This is a genomic window from Streptomyces bullii (assembly GCF_042657145.1).
Classification (GTDB): Bacteria; Actinomycetota; Actinomycetes; order Streptomycetales; family Streptomycetaceae; genus Streptomyces; species Streptomyces bullii.
Genome location: NZ_JBHSNY010000015.1, coordinates 1 through 13,703 on the forward strand (window position 1 = coordinate 1; position 13,703 = coordinate 13,703).

At 71.6% G+C, this 13,703-nt stretch carries 11 protein-coding genes, 2 pseudogenes and 1 riboswitch; of the genes and pseudogenes, 10 read left to right on the forward strand and 3 right to left on the reverse strand.

The window, feature by feature from the left end; genetic code table 11:
* The 5 genes and pseudogenes from ACFPZJ_RS34585 to ACFPZJ_RS34605 all read left to right on the forward strand — a co-directional run.
* Window positions 1-416, forward strand: a pseudogene (locus tag ACFPZJ_RS34585) (flavodoxin-dependent (E)-4-hydroxy-3-methylbut-2-enyl-diphosphate synthase); the annotation flags it as partial.
* Window positions 417-447: 31 nt separating this feature from the next.
* Window positions 448-2,343, forward strand: a complete 1,896-nt coding sequence (gene dxs, locus ACFPZJ_RS34590; RefSeq protein ID WP_381030107.1) for a 1-deoxy-D-xylulose-5-phosphate synthase — start codon at window positions 448-450, stop codon at window positions 2,341-2,343.
* Window positions 2,340-3,746 carry an aspartate aminotransferase family protein gene (locus ACFPZJ_RS34595; protein ID WP_381030110.1) on the forward strand — a complete coding sequence of 469 codons (1,407 nt, stop codon included), beginning with the start codon at window positions 2,340-2,342 and terminating at the stop codon, window positions 3,744-3,746. Before dxs ends, ACFPZJ_RS34595 begins: the two co-directional genes overlap by 4 nt.
* 62 nt (window positions 3,747-3,808) lie before the next feature.
* The gene (locus tag ACFPZJ_RS34600) at window positions 3,809-4,447 is read left to right on the forward strand and encodes a helix-turn-helix domain-containing protein (protein WP_381030112.1); all 639 of its coding nucleotides are present in this window, start codon (window positions 3,809-3,811) and stop codon (window positions 4,445-4,447) included.
* Window positions 4,444-4,563: a DUF6126 family protein gene (locus ACFPZJ_RS34605; RefSeq protein WP_365668955.1), complete on the forward strand. Its 120-nt coding sequence runs from the start codon at window positions 4,444-4,446 to the stop codon at window positions 4,561-4,563. The genes ACFPZJ_RS34600 and ACFPZJ_RS34605 overlap by 4 nt, the downstream gene beginning before the upstream one ends.
* 12 nt (window positions 4,564-4,575) lie before the next feature.
* Here ACFPZJ_RS34605 and ACFPZJ_RS34610 read toward each other — a convergent pair whose 3' ends face one another.
* Window positions 4,576-5,373, reverse strand: coding sequence for a tyrosine-protein phosphatase (locus tag ACFPZJ_RS34610; protein WP_381030115.1), 798 nt, complete (start codon window positions 5,371-5,373; stop codon window positions 4,576-4,578).
* A gap of 170 nt (window positions 5,374-5,543) precedes the next feature.
* Here ACFPZJ_RS34610 and ACFPZJ_RS34615 point away from each other — a divergent pair, with 170 nt between their 5' ends.
* From ACFPZJ_RS34615 to ACFPZJ_RS34630, 4 genes and pseudogenes are all read left to right on the forward strand, one after another.
* On the forward strand, window positions 5,544-7,622 hold the full coding sequence (locus ACFPZJ_RS34615; protein WP_381030117.1) for an alpha-galactosidase: 2,079 nt from the start codon (window positions 5,544-5,546) through the stop codon (window positions 7,620-7,622).
* Window positions 7,623-7,947: 325 nt separating this feature from the next.
* Window positions 7,948-8,109: riboswitch (cyclic di-AMP (ydaO/yuaA leader) on the forward strand.
* Between the two features lie 4 nt (window positions 8,110-8,113).
* The gene (locus ACFPZJ_RS34620; protein ID WP_381030120.1) at window positions 8,114-9,043 is read left to right on the forward strand and encodes a M23 family metallopeptidase; all 930 of its coding nucleotides are present in this window, start codon (window positions 8,114-8,116) and stop codon (window positions 9,041-9,043) included.
* A 149-nt stretch (window positions 9,044-9,192) separates the two neighbouring features.
* Window positions 9,193-9,688: pseudogene (locus ACFPZJ_RS34625) on the forward strand (DUF6250 domain-containing protein); the annotation flags it as partial.
* A gap of 145 nt (window positions 9,689-9,833) precedes the next feature.
* Window positions 9,834-10,619 carry an SGNH/GDSL hydrolase family protein gene (locus ACFPZJ_RS34630; RefSeq protein WP_381030636.1) on the forward strand — a complete coding sequence of 262 codons (786 nt, stop codon included), beginning with the start codon at window positions 9,834-9,836 and terminating at the stop codon, window positions 10,617-10,619.
* A 419-nt stretch (window positions 10,620-11,038) separates the two neighbouring features.
* Here ACFPZJ_RS34630 and ACFPZJ_RS34635 read toward each other — a convergent pair whose 3' ends face one another.
* A complete protein-coding gene (locus ACFPZJ_RS34635; protein WP_381030122.1) occupies window positions 11,039-11,653 on the reverse strand; it encodes a TetR/AcrR family transcriptional regulator in 615 nt (204 codons plus the stop codon).
* A gap of 132 nt (window positions 11,654-11,785) precedes the next feature.
* Complete coding sequence (locus tag ACFPZJ_RS34640; protein ID WP_381030125.1) at window positions 11,786-12,064, reverse strand: Rossmann-fold NAD(P)-binding domain-containing protein; 279 nt, start codon at window positions 12,062-12,064, stop codon at window positions 11,786-11,788.
* A 376-nt stretch (window positions 12,065-12,440) separates the two neighbouring features.
* Here ACFPZJ_RS34640 and ACFPZJ_RS34645 point away from each other — a divergent pair, with 376 nt between their 5' ends.
* Window positions 12,441-13,625: an MBL fold metallo-hydrolase gene (locus tag ACFPZJ_RS34645; RefSeq protein WP_381030128.1), complete on the forward strand. Its 1,185-nt coding sequence runs from the start codon at window positions 12,441-12,443 to the stop codon at window positions 13,623-13,625.
* The last annotated feature ends 78 nt before the right edge of the window (window positions 13,626-13,703 follow it).

The window sequence follows — 13,703 nt, forward strand, 5'->3', positions numbered from 1 at the left end:
CGCCCGCCGAGGAGGTCAAGGTCGGCATCCAGATCCTGGAGTCGCTCAACCTCCGCCAGCGCGGCCTGGAGATCGTCTCCTGCCCCTCCTGCGGACGCGCCCAGGTCGACGTCTACAAGCTGGCCGACGAGGTCACGGCCGGGCTGGAGGGCATGGACGTCCCGCTGCGCGTCGCCGTCATGGGGTGTGTGGTGAACGGTCCCGGCGAGGCTCGGGAAGCGGACCTCGGCGTCGCCTCCGGCAACGGCAAGGGGCAGATCTTCGTCAAGGGGGAGGTCATCAAGACCGTACCCGAGTCGAAGATCGTCGAGACGCTGATCGAAGAGGCGACGAGGCTCGCCGAGCGGATGGAGCGGGACGGCGCCGCGTCCGGCGCCCCGAACGGCACGGGGACACCCACAGTGACGGTGAGTTGAAGCGGAGCACGGACCGAGAGGGGGCCCGAACGTGACGATTCTGGAGAACATCCGGGGACCACGCGACCTGAAGGCGCTGTCCGAGGCGGAACTCGGCGAGCTGTCCCACGAGATCAGGGAGTTCCTGGTGCGGGCGGTCGCCAGGACCGGCGGTCACCTCGGGCCCAACCTCGGGGTGGTGGAGCTTACCGTCGCCCTGCACCGGGTCTTCGAGTCACCGGTCGACCGCATCCTGTGGGACACCGGCCACCAGAGCTACGTCCACAAGCTGCTGACAGGCCGCCAGGACTTCTCCAAGCTGCGCGGCAAGGGCGGGCTGTCCGGCTACCCCTCGCGCGAGGAGTCCGAGCACGACGTCGTCGAGAACAGCCACGCCTCCACCGCGCTCGGCTGGGCCGACGGGCTCGCCAAGGCCCGCCAGGTGCAGGGGGAGAGAGGCCATGTCGTCGCGGTGGTCGGCGACGGGGCGCTCACCGGCGGCATGGCCTGGGAGGCGCTGAACAACATCGCGGCCGCCAAGGACCGGCCGCTGATCATCGTCGTCAACGACAACGAACGCTCCTACGCCCCGACCATCGGCGGTCTCGCGAACCATCTCGCCACGCTGCGGACGACGGACGGTTACGAGAGGGTGCTGGCCTGGGGCAAGGACGTGCTCCAGCGTACGCCCGTCATCGGCACCCCCGTCTACGAGGCGCTGCACGGCGCGAAGAAGGGCTTCAAGGACGCGTTCGCCCCCCAGGGCCTGTTCGAGGACCTGGGGCTGAAGTACGTCGGCCCGATCGACGGACACGACATCGGCGCCGTCGAGTCCGCGCTGCGGCGGGCCAAACGCTTCCACGGGCCCGTGCTGGTCCACTGCCTCACCGAGAAGGGCCGCGGCTACGAACCCGCCCTCGCCCACGAGGAGGACCACTTCCACACCGTCGGTGTGATGGACCCGCTGACCTGCGCGCCCCTCGCCCCCTCCAACGGGCCGTCGTGGACCTCGGTGTTCGGCGACGAGATCGTACGGATCGGTGAGGAGCGCCCGGACGTGGTGGCGATAACCGCCGCCATGCTGCATCCGGTGGGTCTCGGCAGGTTCGCCGAGCGGTTCCCGGACCGGGTGTGGGACGTCGGCATCGCCGAGCAGCACGCGGCCGTGTCCGCGGCGGGCCTGGCGACGGGCGGCCTGCACCCGGTCGTCGCCGTCTACGCCACCTTCCTCAACCGCGCCTTCGACCAGCTCCTGCTGGACGTGGCCCTGCACCGTTGCGGAGTGACCTTCGTCCTGGACCGGGCCGGCGTCACGGGCGTCGACGGAGCCTCCCACAACGGCATGTGGGACCTGTCCGTCCTCCAGGTCGTGCCCGGGCTGCGGATCGCCGCGCCGCGCGACGCCGACCAGCTGCGCGCCCAGCTGCGGGAGGCGGTCGCCGTCGACGACGCGCCGACCCTCGTACGGTTCCCGAAGGAGTCCGTCGGCCCCTCGATCCCGGCGGTGGACCGGGTGGGCGGGCTGGACGTCCTGCACCGGTCGGGCCGGCCCGAGGTGCTGCTGGTGGCCGTCGGGGTCATGGCCTCCGTCTGTCTGCAGGCCGCCGATCTGCTGGAGGCCCGCGGCGTCGGCTGCACCGTCGTCGACCCCCGCTGGGTCAAGCCCGTCGACCCGGTGCTGCCCGGCCTCGCCGCCGAGCACCGCCTGGTCGCCGTTGTCGAGGACAACAGCCGTGCCGCCGGGGTCGGCTCGGCGGTGGCCCTCGCGCTGGGCGACGCCGAGGTCGACGTGCCCGTACGGCGGTTCGGCATCCCGGAGCAGTTCCTCGCGCACGCCAAACGCGCCGAGGTGCTCGCCGACATCGGCCTCACCCCCGTCGAGGTCGCCGGACGGATCAGCGCGAGCCTGGCCGTCAAGGAAGAGCAGTCCAAGGAGAACCAGGGATGACCACCACCGAACCCGCAGCCGCAACCGGGGAGTTCGACCTCGGCAAGCTGCTGGCCGAGCGTGGCGGCGAACGCTACGAGCTGCACACGCGGTACCTCAACCACCAGCTCCCGCGCATGCTGCGCACCCTCGGCTTCGACAAGGTCTACGAGCGCGCCGAGGGCGCCTACTTCTTCGACGCGGACGGCAACGACTACCTGGACATGCTCGCCGGGTTCGGCGTCATGGGGCTGGGCCGGCACCACCCCGTCGTCCGCAAGGCGCTGCACGACGTCCTCGACGCCTCCCTCGCCGACCTCAGCCGGTTCGACTGCCAGCCGCTGCCCGGGCTGCTGGCCGAGAAGCTGCTGGCGCACAGCCCGCACCTGGACCGGGTGTTCTTCGGCAACAGCGGCACCGAGGCCGTCGAGGGCGCCCTGAAGTTCGCCCGGTACGCCACCAAGAAGCCCAGGATCCTCTACTGCGAGCACGCCTTCCACGGCCTGACCACCGGCTCCCTGTCCGTCAACGGGGAGGCCGGCTTCCGCGACGGCTTCGCCCCGCTGCTGCCCGACACCCCCGTGCCCCTCGGTGATCTCGACGCGCTGGAGCGGGAGTTGAAGCGGGGCGACGTCGCCGCCCTGATCGTCGAGCCGATCCAGGGCAAGGGCGTGCACGAGGCCCCGCCCGGCTGTCTGCGCGCGGCCCAGGAGCTGCTGCACCGCCACAAGGCGCTGCTCATCGCCGACGAGGTGCAGACGGGGCTCGGCCGGACCGGCGACTTCTACGCCTACCAGCACGAGGACGGGGTCGAGCCCGACCTGGTGTGCGTGGCCAAGGCGCTCTCCGGAGGCTATGTGCCGGTGGGCGCCACGCTCGGCAAGGACTGGATCTTCAAGAAGGTGTACTCGTCGATGGACCGGGTGCTGGTCCACTCGGCGAGCTTCGGCTCCAACGCGCAGGCCATGGCGGCGGGCCTCGCGGTGCTGTCGGTGATGGAGAACGAGCAGATCGTCGCGCACGTCCGCGCCACCGGCGAACGGCTGAGGGCCCGTCTCGCGGCGCTGACCGACACCTACGAGCTGCTCGCCGACGTCCGCGGCCGGGGCCTGATGATCGGCATCGAGTTCGGCAGGCCCAAGTCGCTGAAACTGCGGAGCCGCTGGACCATGCTGCAGGCCGCGCGCAAGGGACTGTTCGCACAGATGGTCGTCGTCCCGCTGCTCCAGCGGCACCGGATCCTCACCCAGGTCTCCGGCGACCACATGGAGGTGATCAAGCTGATCCCGCCGCTGATCATCGGCGAGCGGGAGGTGGACCGGTTCGTCGACGCCTTCACGGCCGTGATGGACGACGCGCACAACGGCGGGCTGGTGTGGGACTTCGGGAAGACGCTGGTGAAGCAGGCGGTGGCCAACCGCTGAGCGTCCTTTGCCTCTGAGGCAAAGGATTTGTCGTTCGGGCAAAGTACCGGCTGAATGGAGGTATGAGCCTCTCCGAGCCCGAGCACGCCTCCGGGTCCGAGCCGTCGGCCCCGGCCGGCGCGCTGCCCGCCGTCGCGCCGCAGCTGCGTGCCCTGCGCCGCCGGGCCTCGCTCACGCTGGAGGCCGCGGCCCGTGCCGCCGGACTGTCACCCGCCCACCTCTCCCGGCTGGAGACGGGGCAGCGCCAGCCCTCACTGCCGATGCTGCTCGCGCTCGCCCGTATCTACGGTACGACCGTTTCCGAGCTGCTCGGCGAGACGGTCGCCGACCGGGGCGCCGTGGTGCGCGCCGCCGACATGGAACCGACCACGGCGGGCGGCTGGACGTACTGGCCGGCCGGGGCGCCCGGGCGCGGGATGCAGGCCCTGCGGGTCCACGTCCCGTACGGCTCCCAGGGCGACATGGTGCGCGTGCACCCCGGCGAGGAGTGGCTCCACGTCCTCAAAGGGCGGCTGCGGCTGCGCCTCGGGGACACCGAGCACCGGCTCGGCCCGGGCGACAGCGCGCACTTCGACTCGCTGACCCCGCACCGTATCGCCGCTCAGGACCCCGACGGGGTCGAGCTGCTGTTCGTCCACACCCTGCTGCAGAGCCCCACGGCCACGCTGTGCCTCGGCCCGACCCCTGGAGATGCCCCATGAGGGACATGGAGGAGAAGTTCCCGCGCGGCCTGTGGGTGCGCCTGATCGTCTACATCGCGGTGGGACACCTCTTCGCGGCCTTCGTCTACCTGCTGTTCGAGGTGGGAGCCAAGTAGGGTCCCGGACCGTCAGTCCAGCAGCCGCTCGCGCAGCCGCTCCCGGGTCTGCGGGGTGACCCCGAGGCCCGACTCCAGATAGGCGTCGACGCCGCCCCAGGTCTCCTCGATCGTCTCGAAGGCCGCGCTCAGATACTCGGCGCGTGCGTCGAACAGGGGGCTGAGCAGCTCCATGACCTCGGGGGAGTAGGCCGAGGCGGAGGTGCTGCTGCGGTGGACCTTGTAGCGGCGGTGCTTGGCGTTGGACTTCAGGTAGTCGTCGACGATCGCCTCGCGCTCGACGCCCACGGCGAGCAGCGTCACCGCGACGGACAGGCCCGCGCGGTCCTTGCCGGCCGCACAGTGCATCAGCGCGGGGACGCTGTCCTCGGCGAGCGCGTGCAGCACCCGGGAGTGCTCGGCGGTGCGCTCCTTGATGATCGTGCGGTACGAGGCGATCATCCGGCGCGCGCCCTTGCCGTCCGCGAGGATCTGGCGCAGCTGGTCGATGTCGCCGTCGCGGACCATCTTCCAGAACTCGGCGCCGTCCGCGGGGTCGCTCAGCGGCAGGTTGATGTTGCGCACGCCCGGCAGCTCGACGTCCGGCCCCTCGAGCTTCTGGTCGGCCGCGTTGCGGAAGTCGAAGATCGTGTGCAGGCCCAGGGAGGCCAGGAAGGCCGCGTCCTGCTCGGTCGCGTGCGAGAGATGGCCGCTGCGGAACAGCACCCCGTGCCGCACCCGCCTGCCGTCCACGGTCGGCAGCCCGCCCACATCTCGGAAGTTGCGCACTCCGGCCAGCTCGGGCTCGGTCGACGGGACCTGCTGCGTCACGGGGACTCCCTCCCATTCGGACCCGCCGACGCGGCTCGTCGACGGGCACCACTCGACGATACGACATGGCTGCCAGGGGCAATGAGTTGTCCACAGGCGTTGCCCGGATGGCCCCGCGACCCTGATGATGTTGCTGCTTGATCGCAGCTGTTCGAATCTGTGAGGGTCTGATGCCGGAGATCTCCGAAGACGGTCGTACGTGGCTTCTCTCGGGCCCGACCAGCAGTTACGCCGTCCACCTCACCGACCGGGGCGACCTGGTGCACCTGCACTGGGGCCCCAGGATCGCGCTCGCCGACGCCGAGGCCCTCGCCGCGCGGCCGCTGCCGGAGTACTGGCCGTTCGAGTCACCGCTCGACGGACGCGAGGAGTACCCCGTCGAGGGCGGCCCGCGCTTCGTGCGCCCCGCCCTGTCCGTGCGCACCGACGAGCGACGCGGCACGGAGTGGACGTACGACGGGTGCGAGAGCGCGCGGGACGGCGAGTTGCGCCTCCGCTTCCGGGACGGTCGGCTGGCCGTCACGCTGCACTACCGGTTGCGCCCCGCCACCGACGTCGTCGAGCGCTGGGTGACCCTGGAGAACCAGGGCCCGGACGTCGAGGTGCTGCGCGCCGACTCCGCCACCTGGACCCTGCCCGACCGTGAGGGCTGGCGGGTGTCCCAGCTGCACGGCCGCTGGGGCGCGGAGTCGCGGCTGGTGCGCTCGGACCTCACCTACGGCGAGAAGGTCATCGGCAGCCGCCGCGGCCACACCGGGCACCAGCACCTGCCGTGGGTCGCCCTCGACACGGACGCGACCGAGGAGCGCGGCGAGGTCTACGGCTGCGCCCTGGGCTGGTCCGGCTCCTGGCGCATCGCCGTCGCCCAGCTCCCGGACGCGCGCGTGCAGATCACCGGCGGGGCCGGGCACGACGACTCAGGCCTGCTGATGCTGGGCGCGGGGGAGTCGTACACCACCCCGGTCTTCGCGGGGCTGTGGAGCGACGGGGGCTTCGGCGGCGCCAGCCGCGCCTGGCACGCCTATCAGCGGGCCTACGTCATCCCCGACGCGGACCGGGACCGGCCCGTGCTGTTCAATTCCTGGGAGGCGACCGAGTTCGACATCTCCGAGGAGCAGCAGCGGGCGCTCGCCGAGCGGGCCGCCGCGATGGGGGTGGAGCTGTTCGTGGTCGACGACGGCTGGTTCGGGTCGCGCACCAGCGACCGGGCCGGGCTCGGCGACTGGACGCCCAACCCCGACCGCTTCCCGCAGGGCCTGAAGCCGCTCGCCGACCATGTGCACGGTCTCGGCATGCAGTTCGGCATCTGGGTCGAACCCGAGATGGTCAACCCGGACAGCGAGCTGTACCGCGCGCACCCGGACTGGGTGCAGTTCCAGCCGGGGCGCACACGCACGGAGTTCCGCAACCAGCTGGTGCTCAACCTCGCCCGCCAGGACGTCCGGGACTACCTGTGGGAGCAGCTCGACGGGCTGCTCTCCAGCGCCCCCATCGACTATGTGAAGTGGGACTTCAACCGCTGCTTCACCGACGCCGGCTGGCCCGGCGACCCCTATCCGCAGCGGCTGTGGGTCGACCATGTGCACGCCCTGTACGCCCTGCTGGACCGGCTGCGGGAGGCGCACCCGCACGTCGCCTTCGAGTCCTGCTCCGGCGGCGGCGGACGGATCGACCTCGGCGTGCTGAGCCGGACGGACCAGGTGTGGACCTCGGACAACACCGACCCGCTCGACCGGCTCGCCATCCAGCACGGCTTCAGCCAGATCCACCCGGCGCGGGTCATGGCGGCCTGGGTCACCGACAGCCCGAACGCCATGCTCAACCACCGGGCCAGCCCGCTGCGCTTCCGGTTCGTCAGCGCCATGGCCGGGGTGCTCGGCGTCGGCGGCGACCTGACGAAGTGGACGGAGGAGGAGCTGGCCGAGGCGCGGGGCTGGGTGGCGCTCTACAAGGAGATCCGGCCCGTGGTGCAGCGCGGTGACCTGTACCGGCTGCGTCCCCCGACGGGCGGACTCGGCGCGGTGCAGTACGTCCACGGCGACGAGACCGTCGTCCTGGCCTGGCTCCAGGCGCAGCACTACGGAGAGCCCGTTCCGGCGCTGCGGCTCCGCGGCCTCGACCCGGCGGCATCGTACGAATGCCTCGAAACGGGAGTAATCCACCGGGGTGCCGTGCTGCTGCACCACGGGCTGCGGACCGGACTGCGCGGCGATCTCGACGCCGTCGCGGTCCGGTTGCGGCGCCGGTGACCCGCGGCGGTTCGCGGTAAGTGGCCGAAGTGTCTGAATAGAGCGCTTCGGTATAACGTGCCCCGATAGAAAGGGAGATGGGTCGGGGCACGTGAGGAGCGTCATAATCGTGACGGTGTGTTGTTGCCATGTGCACGTAATCAAGCTCTCTTTCTAGGGGGTTTGAGGAAATCGGGAGTTCCGAAATCGACGCAGTGTCACCGGGAATGTCGACGGAAAAACTCCTGAACCCCGTGCGCGGGCAACCGCACGCTTGTCCCCGCACGTCTTATTCGCTTACGTTCGCCACCGATCCGGACGGACGCCTAATCCTGCCGCCGCCCGGAGCCCGCACACACTGACCCGTGTACGGCAGGAGCGGGGGACCCACAGGTACGACGCCTGGTCCGGTCTCCGGAACAGGCTTGGGGTTAAGTCGCGCCTCGGCGCGGCCGGGCATCTCCAGTCCGCACCCGACAGCTCACCTCGCAGGCGCCGGAGAGGAATTCGCCATGCCCGCGAAGGGTAAGCACCGCCGTCCGAAGACCCCGCGCTTCACCCGTTCCATCGCCGTCGCCGGAACCGGTGGCGCCGCACTCGCTCTCCCGCTGCTGGGCGCCACCGGCGCGCACGCCGCCACCCCGCAGTCCGTTTCCGAAAAGGCCGTCCAGTCCCTGCCGGTGGCCGGGAAGAGCGCCGCCGAGAAGAAGACCACGGATGTGCGGACGTACACCGTGCGGGCCGGGGACTACCTCGCGAAGATCGCCGACGACCAGAACGTCAGCGGAGGCTGGAAGAAGCTGTACGCGGACAACCGTGAGGCCGTCGGCGACGACCCCTCGCTCATCCACCCCGGCCTGAAGCTGTCGATCGGCAAGAAGGCGACGGCGAGCGCGGAGAAGTCGTCCGCCGAGCCGTCCGCGCCGTCGAAGCCCAAGGCCAAGTCCTCGTCCGCCCCGAAGTCGTCGCCCGCCAAGTCCTCCACCGCGCAGACCGCGACCGTGAGCCGGGCCACCGAGGCCGCCGGCACGGCCGGGGGCTACACCGCGCCCGTCTCCGCCGGCATCGGCACCGCCTACAAGGTGGCCGGCAGCATGTGGTCCAGCGGCTACCACACCGGCGTCGACTTCTCCGTCCCGACCGGCACCTCCCTCAAGGCCGTGGGCGCGGGCACGGTCGTCTCCGCGGGCTGGGCCGGCGCGTACGGCAACCAGGTCGTCATCAAGCTCAGCGACGGCTACTACGCCCAGTACGCCCACCTGTCCTCGCTGTCCGTCTCGGCCGGCCAGAGCGTCACCGCCGGCCAGCAGGTCGGCCTGTCCGGTTCGACCGGCAACTCGACCGGCCCGCACCTGCACTTCGAGATCCGCACCACGCCGGACTACGGCTCCGACGTGGACCCGGTCGCCTACCTGCGCTCGCACGGCGTCTCCGTCGGCTGACCCACGCAGCCACCTGCCTGACACGCAACCGAAGGCCGGACCCCGATCCCCGGGTCCGGCCTTCGGTGTGTGCGCGGCCGGGCAAGGCATCGACACACGCGGTCGTTGGGACACAGTGAAGCCAACAGCGCTGCGAGCGCTTGCTGTTGAGCGGAGCGACGGTCTGGTTCAGGCAACGGCTCGAAGGGCCGTACGTCCTCAAGTACACCGCCACACCGGTCGCCGAGGGCGGGCCCAACGACCGCGTCTCGGACCTCAACAACTTCTGGAACGCGACCGACGTCCGCACCCCTGACGACCTCTTCGCCACACCGCGCGGCGGCGCGCTCGCCGAGTACGACCACCTGACGACGTACTACTCCGGCTACGGCGCCAACCACAACACCACGACCCGGCTGCGCCGTTACGTCGGCGAGCCCGGAGTCCGGCCCCTCGTGTACGACTACACCGAGCCGCTCCTGGTCCTGAACGAACCCCGGATCGTCTCCGACGGCTCGGGTCCAGTGGTGGAACAACGGGCGGCTCGTCTTCGACTGCACGGACCTGCAGCCGTACACCGGCGGGCACTTCCCCTTCCGGACGGTGTGGAGCCACTTCCGGATCGCCGGTCTTCGTGTGTGGCGGCTCGCCCCCCAACGTCCCTGAACACGGGAGCATTCCGGAGTTGGCGAAGACTTGGGGAGTGGCTTATGTCACCGCGCGTCAACCCTTGCCTACGGTCGCGTAGGTCACATTCGAAGGTGAATCATGTCCTGCTGTGGCAGACGATTCGAAGAGTGACAGCAAAGCAGTGATCGGGTCGTACGTTGCGGTGGGGGACAGCTTCACCGAGGGCGTCGGCGACCCCGGCCCCGACGGGGCGTTCGTCGGCTGGGCCGACCGGTTCGCGGTGCTGCTCGCGGACCGCCGGCCCGAAGGCGACTTCCAGTACACCAACCTCGCCGTGCGCGGCAGGCTCCTCGACCAGATCGTTGAGGAGCAGCTCCCGAGGGCCGTCGAACTCGCCCCGGATCTGGTTTCGTTCTGCGCCGGGGGCAACGACATCCTGCGGCCCGGCACCGACCCGGACGACGTGGCCGAGCGGTTCGAGCGGGCGGTGGCCGCGCTGGCCGCCGTGGCCGGCACCGTGATGGTGACGACCGGGTTCGACACCCGCTGGGTGCCCGTGCTCAAGCACCTGCGCGGCAAGATCGCCACGTACAACGGGCATGTGCGGGCCATCGCCGACCGGTACGGCTGCCCCGTCCTCGATCTGTGGTCCCTCAGGAGCGTCCAGGACCGACGCGCCTGGGACGCCGACCGGCTGCACCTGTCGCCCGAAGGGCACACGCGCGTGGCGCTGCGCGCGGGCCAGGTCCTCGGCCTGCAGGTCCCGGCCGACCCGGAACAGCCGTGGCCGCCGCTGCCGCCGCGCGGGACCCTGGAGATCCGGCGGGACGACGTCCACTGGGCGCGCGAGTACCTCGTGCCGTGGATCGGGCGCCGACTGCGCGGGGAGTCGTCGGGCGACCATGTCATCGCCAAGGGCGCCTTGTCGCCGGACGACATCAAGTCCCGGATCGCGTCGGTGGCCTGAGAGGGGCTTGGGCGGCGGGGGCGTGGCGTATCGCCGTGGGTTGCCTGCCCATCGGCGGTCTCCCCCCTCACGCTCCGGGCTGTCCGCCGCCGGCTGCAAGGCCACGGGGCGCGGTGGGATGTGGCCCGCGTCGAGCGACGGCGGGTGTCGTGTGCGGCGTCGGGGGCCGGGGCTTTGCTCGGGGTCGAGGGCGGGTGCCGTGTGCGGCGTCAGGGCCCACGGCTGTGCTCGGGGTCGAGGGCGGCCGTGTGCGGTGTTGGGGGCGGATGCCGTGCGCGGCGTCGGTGGGCGCGGCTGCGCTCGGCATAGGGGCCGGGTCCTGCACGGTGCCGGGGGCTGGTGCCGGGCGCGGTGTCGAGGGGCGGTGCCGTGCGCGGCCTCTGGGGCCGGTGCCGTTCGTGTCGGCCGGTGGGTCACCCTCAAGGCGGCGTCGGCGCCCGAGCGTCCAGGCCCAGCTCGCGGGCCACTGCCTCGTCCACCCACTGCTGGGCCCGCGTCCGTGGCACGGCACCGGCGTACGAGGTCAACTGGACGGCGAGCCCGTCGAGCAGGGCGGTCAGGCGCAGAGCTGTGCCGGTCGGGTCAGGGCAGCGGAACTCGCCGGCGGCCACGCCCTCCGCGATGACCTCGGTGATCGCTGCCTTCCACTGCTTGTCGAGGTCCCGGGTGACCTCCCGCAGTGCCGGGTCGCGCAGCGCCGCCGCCCAGCCCTCGATCCACAGCCGCCAGCCCTTGGCCTGGCCGGTCGGGGCGTACCACCGTACGGCCGACCGCAGGCGCCGCAGAGCCGACGTGCGGCGGCCGAGCAGCTTGCGCAGACGCGCGAGGTCGTCCTCCGCCGCGTGCCGGAACGCGGCGGCGACCAGCTGCTCCTTCGTCGAGAAGTGATAGAGCACCAGCGCGTTGCTCACGCCGAGCGCCGAGGCCACGTCGGCGATCCTGACCGCCGCCACACCCCGCGCCTCGATCTGCTCGATGGCGGCCCGCAGCAGTTCTCCGCGCCGCTCCGCCACGCTCAACCGGACTCTCGCCACGCCGTCACCCTACACAGCGTGCAGGGCTCGCTGACCTGTGGATTCGGCCTCATTTCGGCCTTCGCCCGCAGGTGGCCAACGGGGTCTGAGCAGGCAGCGGGGGCGGCGGTCCTCGGTCGTGGTCAGGCCGCCTCACCAGTGGCAGCCGTAGTGCTCCGCGATCAGCGGCAGGCGGTCGTCGACGGGGGAGTGGGCGGCGGGACGGGGGGTCGTGCCGTCGGCCGCCGCGCGGTCCAGCATCAGCTCGACCGGCTCGCGCATCGAGCGGCGCTGTACGCCAACACCTCCCGGCGCCGGCGCGACGTCGCCGAACAGAGTCCACCGCGAAGCGTACGTCCCGACGTTGACCACCACGTCCGGCAGCACGGTCATGCCGCGCTCGGCCAGCCGTTCCTCCGCTGCGGGCGGCACGGGCAGGTCGGCCGACCCAGGACCCAGCGGACGGTGATCCGGTCATGGTCGATGATGTCGCTCGCGTACGACAACGCCGCCGGACCAGGTTCCGGGTGGGGCCCAGGTCGTCGCCGGTGGCCCAGCAGCCTTCTGCGTACGGCCGCACGGCCCGCAGGTGGCGCACCAGCAGCCCGTACGCCTGCACGGTGCCCACTGCCCGCAGGCGGCGCACCAGCCCGCACGCCTGCACGGTGTGGTGGCCGGTCGACGCGACGAGGTGTCGTCAGTGGGACCCCGCCCCGCCGCCCGGGGCCTCCGGCGTGATCCGGGCCGCCGGTGCTGTCGGAGGCGGCGACCATAATGGGATGCCTGACCGATTCCACCTGGAGGTAGCGTGGCCGGTTTCCGTTCCCTGAGTTCCGGGCTCCGCGCGCTGCGGCCCGCGGCCTTCGGCGTGGATCCGAGCGGTGAGCGCATGGCGCGGATCCGCAGATCACCCCACTTCAAGGACGGGGTGTTCCAGAACCCCGGGGGCTCGACCCGGACCCGGCCCTCGGGCTCGACGCGGGACTTCGCCAAGCTGTACTTCGACAAGGAAGCCCGGATCCGCCGCGCCCCGCGGGGCACGATGCCGGTGCACGCCACCACTCTCGCCGACCTCGCCAAGCCGCCCGCCACCGGCCTGCGACTGACCTGGACGGGGCACTCCAGCGTCCTCGCGGAGATCGACGGCCAGCGCGTCCTGTTCGACCCGGTGTGGGGCGAGCGCTGCTCCCCGTTCCCCTTCGCCGGACCCCGGCGGCTGCATCCGGTGCCCCTGCCGCTGGCCGCGCTCGGCCCCGTGGACGTCGTGGTCATCTCGCACGACCACTACGACCACCTGGACCTGCCGACCATCAAGGCGCTGGCCGGCACGGACACGGTGTTCGCCGTGCCGCTCGGCGTCGGCGCCCACCTCGAACACTGGGGTGTGTCCGCCGACCGGCTGCGCGAACTGGACTGGCACGAGGCGACGAAGGTCGGCGGCCTGACGCTGACCGCCACGCCGGCCCGCCACTTCTGCGGCCGAGGCCTGCGCAACACCCAGCACACCCTGTGGGCCTCCTGGGTCGTCGCCGGAGAAGAGCACCGGGTCTACCACAGCGGCGACACCGGGTACTTCGAGGGCTTCCGGGACATCGGCGCGGAACACGGCCCGTTCGACGCCACGATGATCCAGATCGGTGCGTACTCCGACTTCTGGCCCGACATCCACATGACGCCCGACGAAGGGGTGCGGGCGCAGCTCGATCTCCAGCAGGGCCGGCCGCACGGCGTCCTGCTCCCGATCCACTGGGGCACGTTCAACCTGGCCATGCACCCCTGGCACGAACCCGCCGAACGGACCCTGCTCGCCGCTCACGAGGCGGGGCAGGCCGTGGCCACACCGGTGCCCGGGGAACCCTTCGAACCGGCGCGGCTGTCGCCCGCACGTCCCTGGTGGCGCGAGGTGACCACGGAGCCGTCCGAAGGCTGGGCGGTCTGGCCGGCCGTGGCCGGGGCGAGCACCAAGCCCGCGGATCTCGTGGGCGAACCGTAGCGGAAGCAGTCGAGATCGCCCGGCGCAGCCTGGCGCGGACCATCCGGCGCAGCTATGGCCCGGGCTGCTACGTTCAGT